Annotated in this window: 24 protein-coding genes; 8 read left to right on the forward strand and 16 right to left on the reverse strand. The window is 58.4% G+C overall.

Translation table 11 applies throughout. The features are described 5' to 3' along the window. Nucleotides 1-50: 50 nt before the first annotated feature. Genes API01S_RS25240 through API01S_RS25255 form a run of 4 tightly spaced genes read left to right on the forward strand, consistent with a single transcriptional unit; the run spans nucleotide 51 to nucleotide 5,083 of the window. Nucleotides 51-992 carry an NAD-dependent epimerase/dehydratase family protein gene (locus tag API01S_RS25240; protein ID WP_050728431.1) on the forward strand — a complete coding sequence of 314 codons (942 nt, stop codon included), beginning with the start codon at nucleotides 51-53 and terminating at the stop codon, nucleotides 990-992. A 2-nt stretch (nucleotides 993-994) separates the two neighbouring features. Further along, nucleotides 995-2,287 carry an NAD(P)/FAD-dependent oxidoreductase gene (locus API01S_RS25245; protein WP_197283414.1) on the forward strand — a complete coding sequence of 431 codons (1,293 nt, stop codon included), beginning with the start codon at nucleotides 995-997 and terminating at the stop codon, nucleotides 2,285-2,287. A 3-nt stretch (nucleotides 2,288-2,290) separates the two neighbouring features. After that, the gene (locus API01S_RS25250) at nucleotides 2,291-2,689 is read left to right on the forward strand and encodes a GtrA family protein (RefSeq protein ID WP_050728433.1); all 399 of its coding nucleotides are present in this window, start codon (nucleotides 2,291-2,293) and stop codon (nucleotides 2,687-2,689) included. A gap of 42 nt (nucleotides 2,690-2,731) precedes the next feature. Further along, a complete protein-coding gene (locus API01S_RS25255) occupies nucleotides 2,732-5,083 on the forward strand; it encodes a hypothetical protein (RefSeq protein WP_050728434.1) in 2,352 nt (783 codons plus the stop codon). A gap of 81 nt (nucleotides 5,084-5,164) precedes the next feature. Here API01S_RS25255 and API01S_RS25260 read toward each other — a convergent pair whose 3' ends face one another. The 11 genes from API01S_RS25260 to API01S_RS25310 all read right to left on the reverse strand — a co-directional run bounded on the left by API01S_RS25260 (nucleotide 5,165) and on the right by API01S_RS25310 (nucleotide 16,415). Further along, nucleotides 5,165-6,250 carry a class I SAM-dependent methyltransferase gene (locus tag API01S_RS25260; RefSeq protein WP_050728435.1) on the reverse strand — a complete coding sequence of 362 codons (1,086 nt, stop codon included), beginning with the start codon at nucleotides 6,248-6,250 and terminating at the stop codon, nucleotides 5,165-5,167. A 124-nt stretch (nucleotides 6,251-6,374) separates the two neighbouring features. Then, nucleotides 6,375-7,118 (reverse strand): ABC transporter ATP-binding protein, encoded by a 744-nt coding sequence (locus API01S_RS25265; RefSeq protein WP_050728436.1) that lies wholly within the window; start codon nucleotides 7,116-7,118, stop codon nucleotides 6,375-6,377. A gap of 30 nt (nucleotides 7,119-7,148) precedes the next feature. Continuing rightward, nucleotides 7,149-7,949: an ABC transporter permease gene (locus API01S_RS25270; RefSeq protein ID WP_050728437.1), complete on the reverse strand. Its 801-nt coding sequence runs from the start codon at nucleotides 7,947-7,949 to the stop codon at nucleotides 7,149-7,151. A gap of 96 nt (nucleotides 7,950-8,045) precedes the next feature. After that, nucleotides 8,046-9,767: a rhamnan synthesis F family protein gene (locus API01S_RS25275; RefSeq protein ID WP_050728438.1), complete on the reverse strand. Its 1,722-nt coding sequence runs from the start codon at nucleotides 9,765-9,767 to the stop codon at nucleotides 8,046-8,048. 1 nt (nucleotide 9,768) lies between these two features. Then, nucleotides 9,769-11,145, reverse strand: a complete 1,377-nt coding sequence (locus API01S_RS25280; protein ID WP_197283407.1) for a glycosyltransferase WbsX family protein — start codon at nucleotides 11,143-11,145, stop codon at nucleotides 9,769-9,771. Between the two features lie 71 nt (nucleotides 11,146-11,216). Continuing rightward, nucleotides 11,217-11,762 (reverse strand): dTDP-4-dehydrorhamnose 3,5-epimerase, encoded by a 546-nt coding sequence (gene rfbC / locus API01S_RS25285; protein WP_050728440.1) that lies wholly within the window; start codon nucleotides 11,760-11,762, stop codon nucleotides 11,217-11,219. Beyond that, nucleotides 11,762-12,643, reverse strand: a complete 882-nt coding sequence (gene rfbA, locus API01S_RS25290) for a glucose-1-phosphate thymidylyltransferase RfbA (protein WP_050728441.1) — start codon at nucleotides 12,641-12,643, stop codon at nucleotides 11,762-11,764. Before rfbA ends, rfbC begins: the two co-directional genes overlap by 1 nt. Next, entirely contained in the window at nucleotides 12,640-13,536 is an 897-nt protein-coding gene (gene rfbD / locus API01S_RS25295) for a dTDP-4-dehydrorhamnose reductase (protein ID WP_050728442.1), read from the reverse strand. Before rfbD ends, rfbA begins: the two co-directional genes overlap by 4 nt. Nucleotides 13,537-13,544: 8 nt before the next feature. Further along, entirely contained in the window at nucleotides 13,545-14,468 is a 924-nt protein-coding gene (locus tag API01S_RS25300) for a glycosyltransferase family 2 protein (protein ID WP_061306454.1), read from the reverse strand. Nucleotides 14,469-14,615: 147 nt separating this feature from the next. Then, the gene (rfbB, locus tag API01S_RS25305; RefSeq protein ID WP_061306455.1) at nucleotides 14,616-15,677 is read right to left on the reverse strand and encodes a dTDP-glucose 4,6-dehydratase; all 1,062 of its coding nucleotides are present in this window, start codon (nucleotides 15,675-15,677) and stop codon (nucleotides 14,616-14,618) included. A 177-nt stretch (nucleotides 15,678-15,854) separates the two neighbouring features. Next, nucleotides 15,855-16,415: a cob(I)yrinic acid a,c-diamide adenosyltransferase gene (locus API01S_RS25310; RefSeq protein ID WP_061306456.1), complete on the reverse strand. Its 561-nt coding sequence runs from the start codon at nucleotides 16,413-16,415 to the stop codon at nucleotides 15,855-15,857. 206 nt (nucleotides 16,416-16,621) lie between these two features. Between API01S_RS25310 and API01S_RS25315 the strand changes: the two genes are divergently transcribed. Then, the gene (locus tag API01S_RS25315) at nucleotides 16,622-16,927 is read left to right on the forward strand and encodes a copper-binding protein (protein WP_061306521.1); all 306 of its coding nucleotides are present in this window, start codon (nucleotides 16,622-16,624) and stop codon (nucleotides 16,925-16,927) included. Between the two features lie 105 nt (nucleotides 16,928-17,032). Here the strand turns inward: API01S_RS25315 and hslU are convergent, their stop codons facing one another. The 5 genes from hslU to API01S_RS25340 all read right to left on the reverse strand — a co-directional run bounded on the left by hslU (nucleotide 17,033) and on the right by API01S_RS25340 (nucleotide 21,698). Then, on the reverse strand, nucleotides 17,033-18,367 hold the full coding sequence (gene hslU / locus API01S_RS25320; RefSeq protein WP_006216413.1) for an ATP-dependent protease ATPase subunit HslU: 1,335 nt from the start codon (nucleotides 18,365-18,367) through the stop codon (nucleotides 17,033-17,035). A gap of 83 nt (nucleotides 18,368-18,450) precedes the next feature. Further along, entirely contained in the window at nucleotides 18,451-18,990 is a 540-nt protein-coding gene (gene hslV, locus API01S_RS25325) for an ATP-dependent protease subunit HslV (RefSeq protein WP_006216412.1), read from the reverse strand. 132 nt (nucleotides 18,991-19,122) lie between these two features. Further along, entirely contained in the window at nucleotides 19,123-19,587 is a 465-nt protein-coding gene (gene dksA / locus API01S_RS25330) for an RNA polymerase-binding protein DksA (RefSeq protein WP_006216410.1), read from the reverse strand. Between the two features lie 126 nt (nucleotides 19,588-19,713). Further along, entirely contained in the window at nucleotides 19,714-20,841 is a 1,128-nt protein-coding gene (locus API01S_RS25335) for a CobW family GTP-binding protein (RefSeq protein WP_050728446.1), read from the reverse strand. Nucleotides 20,842-21,194: 353 nt separating this feature from the next. After that, a complete protein-coding gene (locus API01S_RS25340) occupies nucleotides 21,195-21,698 on the reverse strand; it encodes a Fur family transcriptional regulator (protein ID WP_039883708.1) in 504 nt (167 codons plus the stop codon). A gap of 219 nt (nucleotides 21,699-21,917) precedes the next feature. Between API01S_RS25340 and API01S_RS29395 the strand changes: the two genes are divergently transcribed. The 3 genes from API01S_RS29395 to API01S_RS25350 are packed head-to-tail and all read left to right on the forward strand — an operon-like array spanning nucleotide 21,918 to nucleotide 23,670. Further along, a complete protein-coding gene (locus API01S_RS29395; protein WP_167351740.1) occupies nucleotides 21,918-22,088 on the forward strand; it encodes a hypothetical protein in 171 nt (56 codons plus the stop codon). Next, a complete protein-coding gene (locus tag API01S_RS25345; protein ID WP_061306457.1) occupies nucleotides 22,085-22,807 on the forward strand; it encodes a metal ABC transporter ATP-binding protein in 723 nt (240 codons plus the stop codon). Before API01S_RS29395 ends, API01S_RS25345 begins: the two co-directional genes overlap by 4 nt. Beyond that, the gene (locus API01S_RS25350; RefSeq protein ID WP_061306458.1) at nucleotides 22,804-23,670 is read left to right on the forward strand and encodes a metal ABC transporter permease; all 867 of its coding nucleotides are present in this window, start codon (nucleotides 22,804-22,806) and stop codon (nucleotides 23,668-23,670) included. Before API01S_RS25345 ends, API01S_RS25350 begins: the two co-directional genes overlap by 4 nt. Nucleotides 23,671-23,676 lie beyond the last annotated feature (6 nt).

A 23,676-nucleotide genomic window follows, 5' to 3' on the forward strand; every position in this document is an offset into this window, starting at 1 on the left:
GCGGATAGCCTATTCAAGAATGCCAACCCTATTATTCGGTAATTGAAATTATGAAGAAAGAAGCGAAAATTGTGTTGCCTGGTGGGGCTGGTTTAGTGGGGCAGAATCTGGTGGCACGCCTGCTACAACGAGGTTATACAAATATCGTTGTGCTGGATAAACATGAAGCGAATTTGGCCATTCTTCGGAAGACCCAGCCGTCGATCACTGCCGAGTATGCTGATTTGGCCAAAGCTGGAATTTGGGAGCGGCATTTCGAAAATTCCGATTCCGTTGTGATGTTGCAGGCGCAAATTGGCGGCATTAACTATTCCGATTTTGAGAATAATAATATCGTTTCGACGAGAAATATTATTGATCAGGTTAAGAAGTATGGTGTGCCTTATCTTGTGCACATCAGCTCTTCGGTTGTGGAGTCCGTCGCTGACGATTTTTACACGCGGTCGAAGAAAGAGCAGGAACAGCTGGTTCTGGAGAGTGGCATTCCGTGCCCAATCCTCCGTCCGACGCTTATGTTCGGCTGGTTCGACCGAAAACACCTAGGGTGGCTCTCGCGCTTCATGCAGCGCGCTCCTGTGTTCCCGATACCAGGAAATGGAAAGTTCATGCGGCAACCGCTTTATGCCGGCGATTTTGCCGATATCATAATAAGCTGTATTGAGTCGCGTATTCCTCCCCAGATATTTAATATAACTGGCCGGGAAAAGATTGACTATATTGATATCATCAGGGCTATCAAGTCTTCCACGGGTGCTAAGGCAACACTGCTCAAGATTCCATATGGGCTGTTTTATTTACTTCTGAAGATATATGCATTGTTCGACCGTGATCCGCCGTTTACTGCAGCACAACTCAAGGCATTGGTGGCCCATGACGAGTTTGAGGTCATAGACTGGCCGACGATATTCAATGTAACGCCAACGCCGTTTGCCAAAGCGGTCGACGAGACGTTCCATCATCCGGTGTACAGCAAAGTGGTTCTGGAGTTTTGAATATCATGGGCCAACGAATTGCAGTCTTAGGCGCGGGGCCAATGGGGCTTGCCGTCGCGTATCAGCTTGCTTTGGACGGGCATCAACCTGTGGTGTTTGAGGCGGATGACCGCGTCGGAGGTATGACGGCCACGTTCGATTTCAACGGACTTGATATCGAACGCTATTACCACTTCCACTGCACTTCCGACACAGCCTTTCTGCAGGTGTTGGAAGAGTTGGGTATGGCCGAGAAGATGCGCTGGGTCGAAACCAAGATGGGCTATTGGTATCAGAACCGTTTGCAGCCCTGGGGAAATCCCATCGCATTGCTGAAGTTCAAAGGGCTGAGCCTGGTGGCTAAAGTCCGTTATGGCCTGCATGCCTTCCTGTCAGTCAAACGCGATGATTGGAAGCCATTGGATCGGGTGGAGGCCACGGGGTGGATACGCCGATGGGTCGGTGCCGAGGCCTATGAAGTTTTATGGCGCCGATTGTTCGATTATAAGTTTTACGACTACACCGATAATCTATCCGCCGCTTGGATATGGAGCCGTATCCGGCGGATCGGCCGTTCGCGTTACAGCCTATTCCGTGAAAAGCTCGGCTATCTGGAAGGGGGGTCGTCGACGTTGTTGCAAGGCTTGGCCAATGCTATTCGCAACAACGGGGGGCAGATCCGCCTGAAATCCCCGGCCAGCAAGGTCGTAATCGAAGACGGCCGGGTTCGAGGGATTATGGTCGGGGGGGAAATGGAGGCTTTCGACAAAGTGGTGAGCACGGTGCCACTCCCATACGTCTCACGGCTGATGCCCGACCTGCCGCAGTCCATTTTGGACAAGTTCAATAATAAAAAGAACATTGCCGTGGTGTGCGTGATCGCAAAACTGAAGAAGCCCGTGACGGAGAACTTCTGGCTCAACATCAATGATCCTGAGATGGATATTCCCGGTCTGGTGGAATACACAAATCTGCGGCCACTGGGCGAGCATATCGTCTATGTACCTTTTTACATGCCTGGCGAGCACCCAAAGTATTCTGAGTCTGACGAGGCCTTCATAAGTAAAGTTAAGCGCTATCTGAAGAAAATCAATCCAGCCTTATCGGATAGCGATTTTCTCGATATCCGTGCGAGCCGTTATCGCTACGCTCAGCCAATCTGTGAGCCCGGCTACATGGATGGTGTGCCGGACGCCATGCTCCCAGTCGACGGTCTATGGGCGGCTGACACTTCCTATTACTATCCGGAGGATCGGGGAATTTCGGAGAGTATTGGTTTCGGCAGGAACTTGGCAAAGCGGGTGGTGAAGCGGTAAGCCATGAAAATTTTCCTGAACAAGCAATTCACGCTGTTCGTCGTGACAGGTGGGATCGCTGCCGCGGCGAACTTCGGTTCACGCATTATTTTTAGCCGCTGGATGGATTTTTCCTCGGCGGTGATTCTCGCCTACATTACCGGGATGGTCGTCGCTTTTCTGCTGGCGAAGGCTTTCGTATTCCGGGAAAGTACGCAATCCACGAAAAAGTCGATCCTCTTCTTTATTGCCGTCAATGTGTTCGCGGTGCTGCAAACGTGGCTGATAAGCATGGGACTTGCGGTGTATGTCCTTCCGGCACTGGGCATAGAAATCTTTGTGCACGAAATCGCACATGCGACAGGTATCGTGGTGCCGGTTTTTTCAAGCTATCTGGGGCATAAGCACTTTTCCTTTCGTTGAAAAGCGCCTTTTATTGAATTTGAATTCGAGTATATAAATATAATGATTCAGCCCTCTGAGCTCATTGCCACGCCATCGTTTAGGCGCTCGGTGCTCCGGCAAGTGATTGTGTTGGTGGCTTTGGTGCTGACTTGCCTCGCGTTCATTCCGTTTTCTCCTTGGATGCCCCGGGCAGGTTTGGACCCTTCTTGGTGTTACGCGATCAATGAAGCCGTAGAGCGCGGGCTGGTGTTTGGTCGTGACATGATCTTCACATTCGGTCCCATGGGGTCCGTCTACTCGACGGCGTATGGCCCAGGTACAGATTTTCAGATGCGGTGGGGCAGTGGTCTCTATGTGATCGGTTTTGCCATCGCCGTGCATCTGAGCGCACCCGTCAAGCGGCAGTGGTGGGCGGTTTTGCTTCCGGTCCTTTTATGCCTGCTCTTCACTCGCGATGTGCTCTTTCTGGTGCTTCCGTTTTTCCTGCTCCTGGCCGTGACGCGTGTGACCGCGCATCCAAATTCTCGTTATTGCCTCCGGCCGAGCCCTGGTGTTGTGTTGGCTCTTGCAGTGGCGACGTATGCGATGGGCCTGGGACCCCTTGTAAAGGGGAGTTTCTCTGGGGTTGTCCTGCCGGTTGGCGGGTTGACATTCTTGATGTTGTGGAGATCTCAAAAGAGAGCCGCTTTGGGTTTCGCTGCGCTGCTGCTGCTGTCGGTCTGTCTCAACTGGATCGTTGCGGGCCAGAACTTGAAAGATCTTCCGCAGTTCTTTATGGCACAGGGGCCGATTATTTCGGGATACACCAATGCCATGTCTCAAGGTGGGCCCGTCGACGCGGTGGTATACATCCTGTTGGCATCGATATTGGTCCTTAGCCTCTTTTCGCACGCGCTCTTGCGGGCATTTGGCTCACGCGCCTGGATGCTCGTGCTCGGGATGGCGTTTACGCTGTTCGTGGCGTTCAAAGCGGGCTTCGTACGCCAGGACGGGCATATCTTAGTGACGATCGGCGTGCTGCTGATGTTGAGTTATGGAATATCGCTTTATGCGAACGTGATCGCCATTATCGCCACGTGGTGTGCGATGGTAACGGTGTGGTGCCTGATCGCGCCCAGCAACTTCGATCGCACGCCACGATTTGTTTGGAACGAAGTGGCTGCTCATTGGGTGAATACCATATCGGGTATTCATCAACGAATTGCACATCCTGAGCGCTTTATCGAACAGTACGAAAAGGCGAAGGAAAAGATCCGCTTGGAGCATCCATTGCCACTCGCGACGGGGACCGTGGATCTGTATCCTACCGAATTGTCCACGATCTTTGCCCATGACTTGAATTGGTCTGGACGACCGATTCCCCAAAGCTATTCCGTATACGACACCAGTCTCGACGATAAGAACGTGGCCCATCTTCGGGGTGGCAATGCGCCCGACACCGTGTTTTTTTCTTTTTCTCCGATTGATGACCGCTTGCCGGCTATCGAGGACGCAGGCAGCGTGCTTGAGCTGCTGGCAGGATATACGGTGTCGGCAATCGAGTCGCCGTACCTCGTACTGAAGAAGCGAATGGGAGAACGTGGGGCGTCGCTTGATCTTGATCACCAGAAAGCGGTCCCTGGCGAGTTCGGTAAAGCTATTGAATTAGATCCCTTGCGACCGGTATGGATGCAAGCGGACATCCAACCTACGCTATTGGGCAAGTTGGTTGCGGGAGTGTTTCGTTTGCCTCAGCTGCAGATAGAAATGACGTTTGACAATGGGGCTGTGATCCGCAAGCGGGTCATTCCCAAAATCACGTCGACCGGTTTCATCGTGGCCCCTTATCTGGCCGTGGCTGAGGATTTTGCTGCGCTTGCCGCTGGCGTGGATCTCGGCGCAAAGGTCAAATCGGTGCGTTTTTTGTCAGAGCAAAAGTATCTGTGGAAGAACGACTTCGAGGTCCGGCAAACGCCCATTGACATTGTGCCTCAGACGACCGCCCGGGATCAGTTGTTCAAGCGGGCCGCGGACTCGTCCGACCTGCCGTTGGAGGGGATGACAAAGAATGCGGCCCAGTGTGTGGTTGACGATGTAAACGGGCAAGCGTTGTTGCCAGGCACCAGAGTGCGTACCGTCGGTGGCCTGATGAGGCTGCGCGGATGGACTGCACCCATCGACGGAGAGGATCGTCAACCTATTCAGGCCTGGATCATTGTGCAGGGTGCCGATGGCCGAGAACGATTTTTCAAAGCTGGAACGGAGAAACGTCCCGATGTCGCTGCTTATTTCAAGCGTCCCGGCCTGATGTCGTCCGGCTTTGACTTGGGCATGGACATTTCAGACCTGCCTGGCCCGAAAAAACTCTATATAAAGTCGGTATCAGGCGGTGAGGTTTACACATGCCCGCTCATCATGGCGATAGATGAGTAGTCGAAACGCCGGCCTGGTGACACGTCACCAGGCCGGCCGACCTTTTAACCAGGGCGTTGACGGTACACCGCCAGACAGTGGCTATCGGGTTAAACGGCGTAAGGTATCTGCAATCCAACGCAGGGGGGCGGTCATGCGCCAACTAGTCGATAGCTGCAGCGACTTATTGGAACGTTCGGCATTTTCTGCCCGTTGCTCTGCCTGTTGCCACGCGCCTTGAAGTTCGCTTATGGATTGCTCCAAGCGCTTGATTTCGTTGGCGCTGATCCGTGCGGCCTCATCGCGCTCGGTGAGTATGGTTTGTGTCGCGCTCAACAATTGCTCCGTTTCCACTATCGTCTCGGCCGGTGGGGTCAGGCGTGTGGACCAGGGATTGTCCGCTTGTGCAGGCGCGTCTTGCCTTGTGTAGGGCGCGCCGCTCAGGGCCAAGTGGCCAGCGACGACGAGTTCCTCCTGGCCTGCAATGATGCGACGTCCGAGCGTGTTGCTGGAGGCAGGATGCTTGCGAATGATGCACATGGAATTGATAAATTCCACCGACCGGATCTGCGCTAGCAAATCCAGCGCTATCTCGCATCCATTGTGGGAGAGAATGCCTGAGAGCAGGCGCAACGGATCTGGCGCATTCACTCCCCAGTGTTCGGCATTAATGACGTCAGCCAGTAACTTGAAGAAGGCTATCGATGAATAAGGATGAAATAGGCCGCCTTCGTACGATGCCCAGTAACTGCAGTGCAGATCCTCTGCTATAAACGTCCCGCCCTCTACCACCAATGGGAAATAGAGGCAGAAGGTCTTGATGATGTCTCCGGAAAGATGAGAGCCGTCATCAATGATGATGTCGAACGCCGCTGATGCCCGCGTGATCTCGGTATACGTGGTGGGCGTATTGGCATTGCCTACGACCACGTCGATGCGCGGATCCGCGTAGCGCAATTTGGCACAGTCCGGGTTGATATCACAGCCCACGAACTTCGCGGCATTGGGAAAAAATCTGGACCAGATTTCCAGGGAACCGCCGTTTTGAATTCCAATTTCAAGAAATCGGATAGGGCGGTCGCGGTACTTCTCTAGGATTAGCCCATATTCCTCGAGATAGATTTCCCATTTGTCAGAGACTTTCCCGACGTGGTTGTCATATAAACTTCGCAACGAGTCTTGAGTCATTATCTGTTTCGCCTTGCGTGGAGACCAATATTCGAGCGAACGCACCCTAAAACGGATCGCCGAAATTACGCCCTGCAAATTCGAGCTTCATCCGGTGTGTGGCGTTCAGGCGGGCGGGATCAGTTCAATGGCCGAAATAAGCCTGAGTGACCTCTTCGGGCGTTCCGTCCATTTTTATCTTTCCATGCTCGAGCCAGATAGCGCGGTTGCATGTGTCCCTGACCAGTTCGCGCGAGTGGCTCGCGATGACGAGGATGTGCGTGGACTCCACCAGTTCATTCATGCGGGCTTCTGCACGAACACGAAATCCCTCATCGCCGACGGATAGCCATTCGTCCATCAACAGGATTTCGGGTCTGATGATGGTGGATACCGAGAATGCCAGGCGCAAGTGCATCCCAGATGAATATGTGCGAACTGGCATATCGATGAAGTCACCCAGCTCCGAGAAATCGATGATCTCTTCGAGCTTGGTCTTTATCTCGGCGCGAGTCAGACCCAGGAGGGCGCCGCGCAGGTATATGTTCTCGCGGCCGCTTGCCTCCGGATCAATGCCGAAACTGACATCGATCAAAGATCCAATTTCACCCTTGATTTCGGCCCTGCCGCTTGATGGTTCGTAAACGCCGCTCAGCAGGCGCAACAGCGTACTTTTGCCTGCACCATTATGTCCAAGCAAGCCGACGCGATCCCCATCCTTGATTGTCAAGGTCAAGTCCTCGAGTGCGCGGATGATCACCCGGCCACTTGAGTTGGCGCTGATCTGACCACCGGTCGCAACCTGGAATAGTCGCTTTTTAAGTGAACGTGCACTGGCGTTGTAAATGGGAAAGTCGACGCAGACTTTGTCGAAAACAATGGAAGCCATAATCTGTCTTTCTTGAAGAGTCGTTGTGTCTTAAAGCCAGTAGGCGATACGGCGGCGATAACGGCCGAAGAGCACCAAGGTCAAAGTCCAGCCTACGATGGCGATGCCAATCGACACTAGCCAGTTCTCCAGTGAAGGTTCTTGGCCGAGGAGGGGGGCACGAACGATCTGAAGGAAGTGATAGAAAGGGTTCAGATCCAGCATATAAGCGCCGGCGCGGGAAGGCAGAAGGCTCGGCAGCCACATGATCGGCGTGACATAGAAGACGACCTGCAGAAAGCTGGAGATAATTTGGGGAATGTCACGATAGCGAGTACAGATGACACCCAAAAAAATGGCGATCCAGGTCAGATTCAACATCAAGAGCAACAAGCCCGGGATTGCGACTAGGACATCCCAAGTAGGTGCCTTTTGGACCGCGATGAGGACCAGCGGAAAGATCACGACGTTATGCGCCAGGATGATCAGGTTGCGCCAAAGGACGCGGAAAATGTGCACGCTAAGCGGGATGGGCAACTGCTTGATCACGGCCTCTCCAGCGATGAAGCCGCTGCACCCTTCTGTGATGACTGTCGAGATGAACCCCCATAGGATCAAGCCGACTGACAGAAACGGCAAAAACTCGTTCATTGGCGATTTGAAGATCTGGCCAAATACGATGCCGATCGTGCCGATCATCACTCCCATACTGATGGTCAGCCAGAAGGCTCCAATGGAGGAACGGCGGTAGCGCTGTCGCACATCCTGCCAGCCTAGTGTGCCTATCAAAGAAAAACGTTTTAGCGCTGACAGGATGTCTTGTACGGCGCCAGCAGCGGTTTGGTTGGACATAAACGGATGGGTCTATCAATAAATAGTCAATTGGTGGCAAGCTGGCACCGCGGTACGTCGGAGCGGATACGCCAGCATCAAAGAGGTTTCATGCGCCTATTGGACCAACTCAGAGGGCTTTTTCAGCACGGGAACGCTATGGTCAAGGGTTGCTACTTCGTTCAAGCTCCGTCCGGCTAGCGCTAGGCTGGTGATGGTATATCCGCCCAGTTCCGGCAGTATTCCAAACAGCCGCTCCAGCGCATGTGCCAGTGTGCCGTCTTGCTTTCCGTTCTCGGGCGCAAAGGTCAGCAGGGAATCCGGAATGTCATGTAGCGCCGCGATGGCCTTCGGTGCAAACCAGAACATGGTGCCGGCGAAAAAACCGAGCGGTACGTCCTCTTCTTTTAAGGTAGTGGGCGTAAGGCTTTGCATCAGCGCGCGCACAGTGGCCCGGTTGGCGCCCCAGTAGTGCGGGTGCGTCAGATAGTAATCGTGTGGTCCTACCATGCCAGTCGTGCCGTCGCGCAACAGTGCGAGGCTCCGGCGTACAGTCTGAGAGTTGCCGCAAAGCTGGCGGAACAGGCTCTGCTGCCATTGCTGCCCGCTGTCGCTATATGTGCTCTTCTTGGAATGCAGCTTGAGCACCGCGTCATAGTGCTCAAGTATCCCGCTACGGTGAACTGCAAGAAACGGTCCGACATCCCGGCCGCGGTTCTCCGACAGCGCGACCGCCACGCTGCTTGCCAGCGGCGCAAAGATATCGATCAACTGTGATACCGCCCCTTCGTGAGGCGTGGTGATGATGAGGTCGAACGGTTCGACGATGTTTTTGATGTAGTCGTAAATCTCGCCGGCCAGTTCCGGATAAAAAATATGAACGACCACCGCGACTCGGACCCCGGGTCTGCCCAGCGGCGCGGTGTGGATGACGCGCTGCCAGGGCAACGGGCTGGCTTTTGTCGTCAAGGCAGTGAGCGGTCCTGACTTAGATTGGTAGTGAGCCTGCGAGCGCGTGACGAATCGATTTATCGCTTCGTACTCAGTTGGCGGGCATAGCCGCCGCAACCAGGCCAAGCTGAGCTTGTGGGGGTTGTTCCGAACGAGCTCGGTCTTGACCAATCCCGTTTTCCGCGCAAGCGCTTGCGCCTGAAAGTGAGTGGGATTGAATTGCGTTAGCGAACGCCAGAACGAGGGCCGGCCCAGTTTTGCCAAGCTCTTGAGGGTCAGGCTCTTACGTCCCCAGAGCGCCATGGCGCGCCAGTTGTCCCAGCGGGTCGGCTGGAAAACGACGTCCACGGACGCGCCGCTGGCCATGATGGCCGCAGACAGCCCGAGTTCGCCTGAAAGTATGGTTTCTATTTTGGTATTGCGCGGGGAGATAGTCGAGAGCCACGACTGAAACCAACTGCTCGAAACGGATTCGCCCCGCAATGCGATCAGATAGGATTGCAGATGCCACTGCCATTGGCGTGACTGTGTCACTCCAACGATGTCCACGTCGTCGAGTCGCTGCAGCATTGTCGCCATCGTGTCCCGGTATCGGTGATTGTCGGTCACCAGATAACTTGAGTTGAGCAGCAGCATGCGGTCGCAACCGCCTTGCTGCAGCACCGCGCTGATGCCTACACGATAGCTGTAGAAGTCGTAGCCGATGTTGGGTCGGCAGATTGTCTGAATCCGCTTGCTGCGGGGCACGTCGTCCGCCGCCAGTCGACTTGTCGTGACCAGAACAACGCTATCGCACAGCGCTTCCAATTCCTCTAGGATGCCATGCAACGTGGGATCCAAAACGTCATCTGGATCAAAATGGGCGACAACAGCGACAGTCTTCGGCATATCAATGCAAAAGTGCGTGGGTTGCGCGATACAGCTTGCGTGCGATCTTGTGCAGCAGCGGATATTTCTGCAGCGCATGAGCCAGACGCTGCACACGGGGCTTCATCGGTACATGCTTGCTGAGATCCGTCTTGATCCCGATGCCGTCGTCGGAGGCGATTCGCTGGATACGGCGGAATGCTGCTTCGCGGGCCTGTTCCATTGGCACCTTATCTTCAGGAGACACGTACGAAGTGCGTGCGACTTCGTCCAGATAGCCCAGACCCCATTGCACGTCGGGTTCAAGATGGCAGCCCTCGCCCCATTCGTTCCAGGCATTGACGAAAATGAAGGGATCGGATGCCCCGGGACGCGTCTCACGGGTGTAGGCGCGCAGGAATTTCAGCCACGAGCCGAAGAATGCAGGGGTGGCATTCACGATGATTGTGCCCGTGTCTTGGCGTCGGGCAGTGTTATCCCAGCTGGGGATGATGCCTCGGTAGAGCGTGAACGGCGGCTCGGGGCGCAGCATGCTTTGCGCAATGACCCGCGAATAGTCGATCAGGCCACCGCGGAAATTCGGATTTGTCAGATGAGGCGATGGATCCGGGCAGTTTTGCGGGCCGTTGAACTTGTGCGGCGGAAATTCGACCATGGCATCGGCACCGACTTCACGCGGATCGCTGATGTCGTAGAAGTCGACGACGGACACATGAAGGCCAGGCAGGCCAAGGCGTTCCGCTTCCGCGCGCCATTTCTTTATCGAACCGGCAGGATCCGGCAATTCCTTGATGCGGTAGACGACGAGCAGCGGCTTGTCGTCCACGCGGATATAGCGAGGATCTGCCAGGAAGGGATGGATGTCCTGAATAAAGCGCTCTTCGTCGCCTTCCGCGTACTTTTGTTCGAGCAGTACGCTCTTGGTATCTCCATCCCAAGTCCGCGTCCAGTTTTCATTGGCCCAGCACAGGCAGAACGACATGTCGATGTCGGACGCCAGAAAATTGTTCAGGGGCCGCTCGAGGATGCGGCGGCCGCTGAACCAGTAATAGTAGAAGCAGAATCCGTGTACACCATACTCGCGCGCCAAAACGGCCTGTTCGCGCATGGTTTCCACGCGGTCCAAGTCGTAAAAACCCAATTCCCGCGGGATATGAGGCTGATAGTGTCCGTCAAAATTAGGCCTGCCGCGAGCCACATTGGTCCACTCGGTGAACCCCGGGCCCCACCATTCCGAGTTTTCCGCCACGCGATGGTATTGAGGCAGGTAAAACGCGATCAGTTTCGAGGTATCCATCGTATAGCCGGCGTCATCGGCCGCCCCTTCCCCGCGATGGCCGGAAAGGGCTTTAAACGAGGGGGAGTCGGTCAAATCAGTAGTGTTTTTCATGTCGAACATTAGATAGCCGCAGGGCGTGGGTGTGTCCACGACAGTGGCAGCCGCAGCTTGCCGGAGCGAATCGGACTGTCTTAGGCGAAGTATTCGGCTTGCAGGAAGGGTAAGCCCAGTGCATCCTTGGCCGAGACGACCGGGTCGCCGCTCATACGCCAATCGATGGCAAGCGTCGGATCGTTCCAGGCGATACAGCGCTCATGCGCCGGGGCGTAGTAGTCAGTTGTCTTGTACAGGAACTCCGCGGTGTCGGACAACACCACGAATCCGTGGCCAAAACCTTCTGGTACCCACAATTGGTGCTTGTTCTCGGCGCTCAACAACGCACCGACCCACTGCCCGAACGTCGGGGAGGATTTGCGTAGGTCGACGGCGACATCAAAGACTTCGCCCTGGGCGACGCGCACAAGCTTGCCCTGCGCCTGCTGGATCTGATAGTGCAGGCCCCGCAGTACGCCCTTGACCGAGCGAGAATGGTTGTCCTGCACGAACTGCGCTTTTCGACCAATGGCTTCTTCGAAGACGCGATGATTGAAACTCTCGAAGAAAAATCCACGGTCGTCCCCGAATACCTTCGGTTCGAACAGGATGACTTCCGGAATTGCGAGCGGAGTGGCGTTCATCAATACACCTTCTCAACGAGTAGACGTTGGAGATACTTTCCATAGCCATTCTTGGACAGCGGAGCGGCCAGCGCTTCCAGCTGTTCCGGCGTTATCCACCGATTGCGGAACGCAATCTCCTCAGGGCACGACACCTTCAATCCCTGGCGGTTCTCCAGAGTGGAAATGAACTGGCTGGCCTCGAGCAGCGATTCGTGGGTGCCGGTGTCCAGCCAGGCGTATCCCCTGCCCATGATTTCAACCCCCAGCTTGCCTTGCTCGAGATAGACGCGGTTCAGATCGGTAATCTCCAGTTCGCCACGCGGTGAAGGCTTGATCTGCTTGGCGATCTCGACGACGTTTTCGTCGTAAAAGTACAGGCCGGTAACCGCGTAGTTGGACTTCGGCTTGCTTGGCTTTTCTTCCAACGAAAGGACCTTGCCCTTTTCGTCGAATTCCGCCACGCCATAACGCTCGGGGTCATGGACGTGATAGGCAAATACGCTGGCGCCTTCGACGCGCGCATTGGCGTTGGCCAGAAGCTGGTGGAAGTCGTGGCCGTAGAAAATGTTGTCGCCCAACACGAGCGCAGACAGATCGTTACCGAGGAACGATTCACCGATGAGGAACGCTTGAGCCAAGCCATCGGGCGACGGCTGCACTGCGTATTGGAGATTCAAGCCCCATTGAGAACCGTCGCCCAGCAGTTGCTGGAATCGCGGCGTGTCTTGGGGGGTCGAGATGATCAGGATGTCTTGAATGTCCGAGAGCATCAGCGTGCTCAACGGATAGTAAATCATCGGTTTATCAAAAACCGGCAACAACTGCTTGCTGATCGCGAGCGTGGCGGGGTGCAGTCGGGTGCCGGAGCCGCCGGCCAGGATAATGCCTTTGCGTTTCATGCGGAAAGTTCCAATGACGTAAGTTGATCTACCGTGCGGTCAACATGCACTGTCCAGTCCGGCAGTTGCAGCTTCAGCGGCGCGGTCAGGGCGTTCGTATTCAATCGAGAGTTTTTTGGCCGAGCCGCGGGCACCGGATACTGCTCGGTTGTAATGGCACCGATATCGCCGGGCTGGACTTTTAGAGCCAAGCCATTATGGCGGGCGCGCGCGACGACATGTGTCGCCAACCCGTGCCATGTGGTGTGGCCAGCGGCAGTCAGGTGGTATATGCCAGCGGCAAGTTTGCCTTGCTGAAAGCCGGCGACAGCCAAGGCAGTGACGTCCGCGATCAGTTCGGCGGATGTCGGCGCACCATGCTGGTCAGCCACAATATTCAATGCATCCCGCTCTTTAGCGAGGCGCAAGATCGTTTTGATGAAATTTCCACCGTGGGCGGAGAACACCCAGCTCGTACGCAGGATCAGCGCCTTGCAGCCGCTTGCGGTGATGGCAGCCTCACCCGCGAGCTTGGTCGAACCGTACACGCTTTGTGGATTTGTCTGGTCATCGACGTCGTAAGGTGCCTCTTTGCGGCCATCGAATACGTAGTCGGTGGAGTAGTGTACGAACAGGGCGTCATTTGCCTTCGCGTACCGCGCGATTTCCGCTACGGCATCGGCGTTCACCGTGCGGGCGACGTCTTGATTGGTTTCGGCTTTGTCCACTGCGGTGTAGGCAGCGGCGTTCACGATAATGTCTGGCGCTTGTTGAGCGAGTAATTGGCGCAACGCTTCCAGGTTTTCCAGATTGGCGCCTTGACGGCCAAAGGCATGTACGTCGCCCAGCGGCAGCAGGGTGCGCTTTAATTCGTGTCCGACTTGCCCATCTTTGCCGAGTAGCAGGATTTTCATAATAGCCTTCAAATTCGATTGGTCAGCGCAGCGGCCAATAATCCGAGGTTGCCCAGCAAGGTCTGACGATAAACCCCGGAACGTTTAATGCCGACTACCCTCGGAAGCAGGCTCCGCTGACGCGCTGAGATAAAGCGGTTGTAGATGACGAGATTGGCGGGAGTCAGTTTCGGTAGCAAGGGCGACAGCGCTTGAATATGCTGGTTGGTCCACATTTTCAAGTGTCCTTCAAACAGCATTTTGATCCGTAATAGGCGGGCACTTAATCCAGCGTTGGCACCAATCAGGTTGTCCCCATGCTGCCGATAGCGCAGCGAGGGCTCACTGTCGTAATAGACACGGCCGCCACAGGCGCTGACCACGATATAAATCCACCAATCGTGGGCGACTACATCTATGTCTGCACCGGCCTCCAGCAGTAGGTCGCGAGCGGCATTGTTCATCACCATGGTATTTCCGCCGGCCACGTTCTGCATGAGGGCGTTGGCAAATGCCGGTGGGCGCGTAAACAATGGCGAAAAGCCGATAGGTTGGCCCGCCCCGTCGACCAGCTCGGTCCGGGTACAGTACAGCGCGGGTTGCCCCTGCGGCACGTCGCGCAGCCACTTTAAGGCACGTTCCAGCTTGTCGGGGTGCCAAATGTCGTCCTGATCAGACAAGGCGTAATAGTCCGCGTGCAGGGTGGGTTCACAGATCAAGGACATGAAATTCTTTACGAATCCCTTGCGCGGGCCTGCTTGGAGCGTGACTTGCCCTGGCTTGCGCCGCTCGGCAAAAGCCTTCAACTCGTCCAGGGTTGCATCGGTCGAGCCGTCGTCCGATACCCAGAGTTTCCAAGATGGGAAAGTCTGCGCCGCAAATGAGTCCAGTTGCGCAGCCAGGTACTTTTCACCCTGATATGTGCAAAGGAGAATGGCAACGTGCTGGCTCACTGGACTACCTGCATGGATACTCGGCTAATTGGCAAAACGGAAAACTCGGCGTGATGGCGGTCGCTGCAGGCGGAACCCGGCGCCCGGAATAATTCAGGGTAGCTGCCGACAATACGGGGCCGAGGCAGGGGCCGGGTCGCGGTTGGTTCAAGCGCTGTATTGAGTGCTAACCCAATCGCGATATGCGCCACTGGTGATGTTGGCGACCCAATCTTGGTTTTGCAGATACCACTGGACCGTCTTGCGGATGCCGGTATCGAAAGTTTCGGCAGGCTTCCAACCTAGCTCGCGCTCAAGCCGGGAGGCGTCAATAGCGTAACGTTGGTCGTGACCAGGCCGATCTTTGACGAACGTTATTTGATTTTTGTAGGACTGACCATCAGCCCGGGGGCTGAGTTCATCCAGCAGCGCGCAAAGCGTGTGGACGACTTCCAGGTTAGCTTTCTCGTTCCAGCCGCCCACGTTGTAGGTTTCCCCTAGCTGGCCGTCAGCCAGCACGCGACGGATAGCCGTACAGTGGTCTTTCACGTACAGCCAGTCGCGGATCTGTTGCCCGTCGCCATAGATCGGCAACGGCTTGCCCGCCAGGGCGTTGTGGATAACCAGAGGAATCAGCTTTTCGGGGAAATGATAGGGACCATAGTTGTTGGAACAATTGGTGGTCAGCACTGGCAGCCCGTAGGTATGGTGGTATGCCCGCACCAAGTGGTCGCTCGCGGCCTTGCTCGCGGAATAGGGGCTGTTGGGCTCGTAGCGATTCGTTTCGCTGAAAGCGGGATCGTCCTTTTCCAGCGAACCGTAAACTTCATCGGTAGACACGTGAAGGAAACGAAATGCCGCGCGTTCGACATCGGGCAAGGTGTTCCAGTACGCGCGTACGGCTTCCAACAGGTGAAAGGTACCCACGATATTGGTCTGGATGAATTCGCCCGGACCGTGGATGGAACGGTCTACGTGCGATTCGGCGGCGAAGTTAAGAACGGCGCGCGGCTTATGTTCGCCCAGCAGGCGGCTGACGAGTTCGACATCGCCGATGTCGCCTTGCACGAGCTTGTGTGCTTGATTGCCCTTGAGTGAGGCAAGATTTTCGGGATTGCCCGCGTACGTGAGCTTATCCAAGGTAACGACGGGTTCGCTGCTTTCCTGAAACCAGTCGAGAACGAAGTTGGAGCCAATAAATCCTGCTCCGCCGGTGACAATAATACTCATTCTTATGTATTCCTTGGGCGTTCAGCGTGCGCGCAGGGCCGCCGATTAACCCGCAATTATGCCGCAACTGCTTTATTCTCACCTAGAACATGAAACAAAGTGTGCACTGACATCTTCCTGTTACAGCCTCCCAGTCCACGGGATTAATGCCTGCTGCCTTGCATTTCATCTCAGGAGTTACGTGGCCTTACGGGCGTTCGGACTGGCCCAGAATACGTCCCCTGTTCCCTCTACGCGGTTGATACAGCGCGCCAGCACAAACAACAGATCCGACAACCGGTTCAAATACTGCCGAACCGGCGGGTTCACCGTTTCCACGCGCGCCAGCGCCACCACCGCCCGCTCCGCGCGCCGGCATACCGTGCGCGCCACGTGCGCTTGCGCCGCGCCGCGTGTGCCGCTGGGAAGGATGAATTCGCGTAGCGGCGCGAGGGTGGCGTTGTAGTGCGCCAGGCGGGCGTCCAGGCGGGCGATCTGGTCTTCGGTGACTGCCGAATGGCCCGGGATGCATAGCTCGGCGCCCATGTCGAACAGGTCGTTCTGGATTGCCATCAGGTCCATCGAGATCTCGGGTGACAGCGGTTCGGTCAGCAGGACGCCCAGCACGCTATTCAGTTCATCCACATCGCCCAGTGCCGCCACGCGGGGGGCGTCTTTTGCGATGCGGGATCCGTCCCCCAGCCCCGTCGTGCCGTCGTCTCCCGTGCGGGTGGCTATGACAGATAAGCGGTTGGCCATGGGAAACGTCCTGAAATGGGTAAATGTGGGGGTTGCGTCCAGCGGTAAGCGTACGCCCCGTGCGCGGGGCCGGCTCGAAAACATCCGTCAGGATTGTTGCGTTCTGCCGCCGGAACGGTTTCATAACGGCGGTATCCTAGCACTGTGTAAAGCGGCGGGGCGGTGCGCCCGGCCCTCTTGCTTTCGCTGTTATGGAGGATGCCTATATGGCTTTTAATCGCAAGTATGCAATGCCCATGGCCGTCGCCACCGCGATGGCTGTTGTGACTCTGGCGACGCCGCTGGCCTTTGCGCAGCAGGCGGATGCCAGCGGTGAAGTGCGCCGCGTGGATCCGGCTGCGGGCAAGGTGACGATCAAGCATGACGAGATCAAGGCGCTGGACCTGCCCGCCATGACGCTGGTCTACGATGCCGACCCGGCGCTGCTGGCCAAGATCAAGGCGGGCGACAAAGTTCGCTTTACGGCGACGCGCAAGGATGGCAAGTACGTGGTGACCGCAATCACGAATTGATGGGGGCGCTGATCCCCAGGGCAATAAAAACGCCGTGTCCGCAATCAAGCGGAACACGGCGTTTTGCTTATTGGCGGACGCCGCTTGCGCGGCATCCGTCATGGCTTACAGCACGTAGCGCGCCAGGTCCTGGCTGCTGGCGGCTTCGGCCAGTTGCGAATTGACGTACGCCGCGTCGATCTTCACATGCTTGTCCTGGCTGGACGTGGCATCGAACGACAGCTCGTCCAGAAGCTTCTCCATCACCGTGTACAGGCGGCGGGCGCCGATGTTCTCGGTGGTTTCGTTGACGTCGTAGGCCAACTCGGCCAGGCGGCGCACGCCTTCGTCCGTGAATTCCAGCTGCACGTCTTCGGTGGCCATCAGCGCGGTGTACTGCTTGGTCAGCGAGGCGTCCGTGTCGGACAGGATGCGCACGAAGTCTTCGGCGGTCAGCGATTCCAATTCGACGCGGATCGGGAAGCGGCCTTGCAATTCCGGGATCAGGTCCGACGGACGGGCCAGGTGGAAGGCGCCCGAGGCGATGAACAGGATGTGGTCGGTGCGCACCATGCCGTAGCGCGTGTTGACGGTCGTGCCTTCGACCAGCGGCAGCAGGTCGCGCTGCACGCCCTGGCGCGACACGTCGGCGCCACCGGATTCCTGGCGCGCCGCGATCTTGTCGATTTCGTCCAGGAAGACGATGCCGTTCTGCTCGACGTTGTTGATGGCCACGGTGCGCAGGTCTTCTTCGTTGACGCGCTTGGCGGCTTCTTCGTCGACGATGAGCTTGAAGGCTTCGCGCACCTTCATCTTCTTGGACTTCTTCTTGTCGCGGGCCATGCCGGCGAACATGCCGCGCAGCTGCTCGGCCATTTCTTCCATGCCGGGGGGCGTCATGACGTCCATCTGCGGCGCGGCCTGGGCCACTTCGATCTCGATTTCCAGATCGTCGATCTTGCCTTCGCGCAGGCGCTTCCTGAAGGTCTGGCGCGCGCTGTTGTCTTCGCCGCGTTCCGGTTCGCCGGATGCGCCGCGAGCGGGCGGCACCAGTGCGTCCAGGATGCGGTCTTCGGCGGCGTCTTCGGCCTGGGTGCGCACGCGGCGCATTTCCAGTTCGCGCGTTTGCTTGATCGAATATTCGGTCAGGTCGCGGATGATGGTGTCGACGTCGCGGCCGACATAGCCCACTTCCGTGAACTTGGTGGCTTCGATCTTGATGAAGGGCGCATTGGCCAACTTGGCCAGACGGCGCGCGATCTCGGTCTTGCCCACGCCGGTGGGGCCGATCATCAGGATGTTCTTGGGGTGGATTTCCTGGCGCAGGGGCTCGGCGACCTGCTGGCGGCGCCAGCGGTTGCGCAGCGCGACCGCCACCGCGCGCTTGGCGCGATTCTGGCCGACGATGTATTTGTCGAGTTCGGAGACGATCTCTCCGGGCGTCATGTTGGATGCGGACATGAGGGCGAATCCTTGGAGCTTGAGGCGGGCTGGGGAAGCGGCGGCAGCGCGTGGGGACGGACCCCTCGCGCCGCGTGCGGACGTCAGTCGCCCAGCGTTTCGATGACGTGGTTCTGGTTGGTGTAGATGCACAGGTCGCCGGCGATTTCCAGCGACTGCTTGACGACAGCCTCGGGCGACAGCTCGGTGTTGCGCAGCAAGGCCAGCGCGGCGGACTGCGCGTAGGCGCCGCCCGAGCCGATGGCCGCCAGGCCGTGTTCGGGTTCGAGGACGTCGCCGTTACCGGTCAGCACCAGGGTGTGCTCGGTGTCGGCGACAATCAGCATGGCTTCCAGGCGGCGCAGGACGCGGTCGGTGCGCCAGTCGCGCGTCAGCTCGACCGCGGCGCGCATCAGGTTGCCCTGATGCTTTTCCAGCTTGGCCTCGAAGCGTTCCTGCAAGGTGAATGCGTCGGCGGTGGCGCCGGCGAAGCCAGCGAGAATCTTGTCGTGATACAGGCGGCGGATTTTGCGGGCCGTGCCCTTGACGACGATGTTGCCCAGGGTGACCTGGCCATCGCCGCCCAGTGCGACGCGGTTGCCGCGGCGCACGCACACGATGGTGGTGGCGTGAAATTGTTCCATGCGTTCCTTCCTTTGAAAGGACTAGCTGGGGGCGGTTCCAAGGAAATCAAGCGCGGTGCGCGGCAGCCAATAAAAAAGGCCATGCTGGAAATCAGCATAGCCTTTCGGGGCATGGCGTGAAAACGGGACGGATCAGTCGCCGTACAGCTTTTGGCGCATCTCGCGGCGTTCCTGCGCTTCCAGCGACAGGGTGGCCGTGGGGCGGGCCAACAGGCGGGGTACGCCAATCGGTTCGCCGGTTTCTTCACACCAGCCGTATTCGCCGCTGTCGATGCGGGCGATGGACTGTTGCACCTTTTTCAGCAGCTTGCGTTCGCGGTCGCGGGTGCGCAGCTCAAGTGCGTGTTCTTCCTCGATGGTGGCGCGGTCGGCGGGGTCGGGCACGAACTGCGTTTCGCGCAGGTGCTCAGTGGTCTCGCCGGCGTTGGCCAGGATGTCCTGTTCGAGTTGTTTGAGCCGTTCCTTGAAGAACGCCAGTTGGCGTTCGTTCATATAGTCGGACTCGGGCATGGCCAGCAATTCCTTCTCGCTGGGCAGATCAATCGCCGTATCGCTCGTCGACTTGCTTGATTTTTTAGTTGCTGCCTTGGTAGCCATGAAAACACTCCACTATGAATCGATCCTGGCGCGGGCATCCTTTCCCGGTTCGTGCTGCTTGCTGACTACGCTACTCGTACCTCACAGTACTGCCTTCGTCGCCTCGCGTCACGTCGGGAAGGGGGATTACCCCGCCAGGCACTGCTCCAAGCCCCGGGTGAAAATCTCCTGGGGCAGCTTACGTCCAATGAATACCATCTTGGTGGACGGTTTTTCTGCCGCGGTCCACGGCTTGCCGGGTTCGGCGCCCATCATCATGTGCACACCCTGGAACAACATGCGGCGGTTGATGCCCTTCATGTACAGGATGCCCTTGTAGCGCATCAGGTCCGGACCATAGACCTGCACCACACCGCCCAGGAATTCCTCAAGGCGCGCGGGATCGAACGGCTTGTTGGATCGGAACACGAACGCGCCGATTTCGTCGTCGTGCTTGGGGTGGTGATGGTGGGCGTGATTGCAATGCGCACCGCAATCGCCGTCGTGGTCATGATCGTGATCGTGGCCATGATCGTGCCCGTGGCCGTGGTCATGACCGTGGTCATGCGCATGGTCGTGGGCGGCGTCGGGGTGCTCGTCGGCCAGGAATTCCGGGTCGATGTCCAAAATGGAATTCAGGTTGAAGCCGCTGATGTCGATGATCGACTTCAGGTCGACTTCGCCAAAATTGACCGGCGTGATCGGCGCGCGCGGGTTCATGTGAACCAGGCGATGGCGCAGCGCTTCGTAGTCGACTTCGTTGACCAGGTCGCGCTTGGAGATCAGGATGCGGTCGGCGAAACCGACTTGCTTCTGGGCTTCGGGCTGTGCGTCGAGCGTGGACATGCCATGCTTGGCATCGACCACGGTCACCACCGCGTCCAGGCGGTAGTATTCGGCGATGTCGTCATCCATGAAGAACGTCTGGCAAACCGGGCCGGGGTTGGCCATGCCAGTGGTTTCGAGGATGACGCGTTCGAAAGTCAGTTCGCCGGCTTCGCGCTTGGCGCGCAGCTCGGACAGGGTGCGCATCAGGTCGCCACGCACGGTGCAGCAGACGCAGCCGTTGGACAGTTCGATGATTTCTTCATCGCTGTCTTGCACCAGCAGGTCGTTGTCGATGCTTTCCGGTCCGAATTCGTTTTCGATGACCGCAACGCGGCGGCCGTGGAATTCGGTCAGGATGCGTTTGAGCAGGGTGGTCTTGCCCGCACCGAGAAAGCCGGTGAGGATGGTGACGGGAACCATTTTGTCCAAACTGCGCGGGGTGTTCATGGCGAAGCTGCTAGCGTGAAGTCAAGGCTGAAGTCTAGGCATTCAACACAGGCCCTGACAGGGTGTTTTGCCCCGTGCAGGATGATGTTTGCCACAGGCTGCGTGGGCCGCCAACAGCGGCCGGACGCAGGATTACAGCACAGTCGGGGGCAGGGGGCAAACCCCGGGTCAACCCAGGGGCCGAAGCCCTCCGGATCGCGTCTGTACGCCGGCAAGTACCCGGCGATATCCGTATTTTGGGGCGGTTTCCGCGATTTCAAGAGCCGGGGCCACGGGCGTGCCGCCGCTATCTGTCCCGCCTCTTGGTGAATGGCGGTTCGACGCCTGCGCGCGCCGCGGCGCGCGCAAGAAAATCAGTGGTGATGATGTTGGTGCCCCGCCTCGGCAGGTTGCTTTTGCTGGCACTGGGGACAGAGCGCCCGGATCTCGGTTTCGTGCGTGGCCAGGGCGTAGCCCGTTTGGGCGACCCGTTCGGCCAGTTGACGGCTCATCGCGGGGTCGGACACTTCGGCCACCGCGCCGCAGCCCGTGCACACGACCAGCAGATCGTGCGGCGCGCCGCCCGCGTCGTGGCAGGCGCTCCAGGCGTTGACTGCGTCAAGCCGGTGGATCAGACCTTCGTCCATCAGGAAGTCCAGTGCGCGGTACACGGTAGGGGGCGCGGCGCCCGGGTGCACTTCACGCATGGCCTCCAGCAATTCATACGCCTTCAGGCTGCGCCCGTGGCGCAGCAGCAATTCCAGCACCTTGCGCCGAATGGGCGTCAGGCGGCGTCCGCGTTGTTCGCACAGCGTCTCGGCGACGCTGAGCTGGGCGCCGACGGTGTCGCTGCGGGGGGAACGGGGCGGAACGGGCATGTTCGGAATCATCTGAATGGAAAACGCGCGCGACGCGCGCGAGATGCCTGGAAGGTAGCAGAAAACTCAGATATGCGGGCGGCCCCGCCTTTATCAAGCGAATTTAGTTATGATATAACATTGTAAAAGTTAAGAGCGCTGCGGCTTGCAGCCTCCTGGCTTTGGATTTATCTGCCCGGCCCATGCCCGGGTTTTCTTCTTCACGCTTTCTGCTTTCTCATGTCCCACGTCACGCTTCTGCCCGCACGGCCCGGCGCCGCGCTCCGGCACGGCAACATTCCCCGCTCTGCTTTCCTGATGTCGGCCTGGCGTCGCATGGCGGTCGCGCTTGTGGCCGCCGCGTCGTTGTGGGCGCTGACCGGCTGGGCGCTCGACTGGTGGCCGCGATGAGCGTCGCGCCCGTTTCGATTGAGCTGTCCGAGGCGTCCTTCGGCTGGCATGGGCATCCCGCGCTGAAGTCCGTGTCGGGCCGTTTTGCCGCTGGCGGCATGACGGCGGTGGTCGGCCCCAACGGCGCCGGCAAGTCGACCCTGATCAAGGGCATCATGGGCGTGCTGCGGCCCATGGCGGGCAGCGTGCGCATCAGCGGGGCGGGACGCTCCGAGCTGGCCTGGCTGCCGCAGGCGGCCGAACTGGACCGGGCGTTTCCCGTGACGGTGCTGGATCTGGTGGTCATGGGCGCGTGGCGTCGGGTGGGAGCCTGGCGCCGCTTTCGTGCCGATGAACTTGAACGTTGCATGGACGCGCTGGAAACCGTCGGGCTGGCCGATGCTGCCGGGCGCGGCGTGGATACCTTGTCGGGCGGCCAGATGCAGCGCACCTTGTTCGCCCGGATGCTGGTGCAGGATGCTCCGGTGCTGCTGCTCGATGAGCCTTTCGCCGCCGTCGACAGCCATACCGCCGAAGACCTGATGGCCCTGCTGTGCGGGCTGCATGGCCAAGGCCGCACGGTCATCGCCGTGCTGCACGACCTGGACCTGGTTCGTGACCACTTCCCCGACTGCCTGCTCTTGTCCGGTTCCGTGGTGGCGTGGGGCGACACCGCCGACGCGTTGAGCGACGCGCATCTGAAACTGGCGCGCCAATGGCACGCGAGGGCCTACCAATGAGTCTGGCGCAGTGGGTGTTTTCGCCCTTCATGGATTATGGATTCATGCGGCGCGCGCTGGCGGGGGCGTGCGCCTTGTCGCTGGGGGCCGCGCCGCTGGGCGTGTTCCTGGTGCTGCGGCGCATGAGCCTGATGGGCGACGCCATGTCGCACGCCATCCTGCCGGGGGTGGCGGCCGGCTTCCTGCTGTCCGGGCTGTCGCTGGGCGCGATGATGCTAGGCGGCATCGCCACTGGCCTGGCCGTGGCCCTGCTGGCCGGGTTGGTCGCCCGCCTGACTCCACTGCGCGAAGACGCCAGCTTTGCTGCGTTCTATCTGATATCGCTGGGCCTGGGCGTGCTGCTGGTGTCCTTGCGCGGCTCCAACATGGACTTGCTGCACGTGCTGTTCGGCACGGTGCTGGGCCTGGACGATGCGTCGTTGCTGCTGGTGACCATCACGGCCAGCGTCACCTTGCTGGTGCTCGCGGCCATCTACCGGCTGCTGGTCGCCGAATGCCTGGACCCGGGCTTCCTGCGCGCAAGCGGCGGCGGCGGTGGATGGGTGCACATGGGGTTCCTGGTGCTGGTGGTGGTCAATCTGGTGGCGGGCTTTCAGGTGCTGGGCACCTTGATGGTGGTGGGAATCATGATGCTGCCCGCCGCCGCCGCACGCTTCTGGGTGCGCTCGGCCGCGCGTCAGATTCCGCTGGCGGCCGGCTTCGGCGTGCTGGCCTCGGTCAGCGGACTGCTTCTGTCCTATCACTTCAACGTTCCCGCTTCGCCGTCGATCATCCTGGCGGCCGGGGCCTGTTATCTGTTTTCCATCGTTGGCGGCCCGCAAGGCGGGTTGCTGCGGGCGTCGCGCCGAGCGCGCCGCGCCTGATTTCAC

This window comes from Achromobacter piechaudii NBRC 102461 (assembly GCF_001571245.1).
Classification (GTDB): domain Bacteria; phylum Pseudomonadota; class Gammaproteobacteria; order Burkholderiales; family Burkholderiaceae_B; genus Achromobacter; species Achromobacter piechaudii.

Bases quoted from the DNA above. Each gene is read 5' to 3' on its own strand.
- API01S_RS25240 (WP_050728431.1), top strand. From the start codon at position 51: ATGAAGAAAGAAGCGAAAATTGTGTTGCCTGGTGGGGCTGGTTTAGTG.
- API01S_RS25250 (WP_050728433.1), top strand. From the start codon at position 2,291: ATGAAAATTTTCCTGAACAAGCAATTCACGCTGTTCGTCGTGACAGGT.
- API01S_RS25255 (WP_050728434.1), top strand. From the start codon at position 2,732: ATGATTCAGCCCTCTGAGCTCATTGCCACGCCATCGTTTAGGCGCTCG.
- API01S_RS25260 (WP_050728435.1), bottom strand. From the start codon at position 6,250: ATGACTCAAGACTCGTTGCGAAGTTTATATGACAACCACGTCGGGAAA.
- API01S_RS25265 (WP_050728436.1), bottom strand. From the start codon at position 7,118: ATGGCTTCCATTGTTTTCGACAAAGTCTGCGTCGACTTTCCCATTTAC.
- API01S_RS25270 (WP_050728437.1), bottom strand. From the start codon at position 7,949: ATGTCCAACCAAACCGCTGCTGGCGCCGTACAAGACATCCTGTCAGCG.
- API01S_RS25275 (WP_050728438.1), bottom strand. From the start codon at position 9,767: ATGCCGAAGACTGTCGCTGTTGTCGCCCATTTTGATCCAGATGACGTT.
- API01S_RS25280 (WP_197283407.1), bottom strand. From the start codon at position 11,145: ATGTTCGACATGAAAAACACTACTGATTTGACCGACTCCCCCTCGTTT.
- rfbC (WP_050728440.1), bottom strand. From the start codon at position 11,762: ATGAACGCCACTCCGCTCGCAATTCCGGAAGTCATCCTGTTCGAACCG.
- rfbA (WP_050728441.1), bottom strand. From the start codon at position 12,643: ATGAAACGCAAAGGCATTATCCTGGCCGGCGGCTCCGGCACCCGACTG.
- rfbD (WP_050728442.1), bottom strand. From the start codon at position 13,536: ATGAAAATCCTGCTACTCGGCAAAGATGGGCAAGTCGGACACGAATTA.
- rfbB (WP_061306455.1), bottom strand. From the start codon at position 15,677: ATGAGTATTATTGTCACCGGCGGAGCAGGATTTATTGGCTCCAACTTC.
- API01S_RS25310 (WP_061306456.1), bottom strand. From the start codon at position 16,415: ATGGCCAACCGCTTATCTGTCATAGCCACCCGCACGGGAGACGACGGC.
- API01S_RS25315 (WP_061306521.1), top strand. From the start codon at position 16,622: ATGGCTTTTAATCGCAAGTATGCAATGCCCATGGCCGTCGCCACCGCG.
- hslU (WP_006216413.1), bottom strand. From the start codon at position 18,367: ATGTCCGCATCCAACATGACGCCCGGAGAGATCGTCTCCGAACTCGAC.
- hslV (WP_006216412.1), bottom strand. From the start codon at position 18,990: ATGGAACAATTTCACGCCACCACCATCGTGTGCGTGCGCCGCGGCAAC.
- dksA (WP_006216410.1), bottom strand. From the start codon at position 19,587: ATGGCTACCAAGGCAGCAACTAAAAAATCAAGCAAGTCGACGAGCGAT.
- API01S_RS25335 (WP_050728446.1), bottom strand. From the start codon at position 20,841: ATGAACACCCCGCGCAGTTTGGACAAAATGGTTCCCGTCACCATCCTC.
- API01S_RS25340 (WP_039883708.1), bottom strand. From the start codon at position 21,698: ATGCCCGTTCCGCCCCGTTCCCCCCGCAGCGACACCGTCGGCGCCCAG.
- API01S_RS29395 (WP_167351740.1), top strand. From the start codon at position 21,918: ATGTCCCACGTCACGCTTCTGCCCGCACGGCCCGGCGCCGCGCTCCGG.
- API01S_RS25345 (WP_061306457.1), top strand. From the start codon at position 22,085: ATGAGCGTCGCGCCCGTTTCGATTGAGCTGTCCGAGGCGTCCTTCGGC.
- API01S_RS25350 (WP_061306458.1), top strand. From the start codon at position 22,804: ATGAGTCTGGCGCAGTGGGTGTTTTCGCCCTTCATGGATTATGGATTC.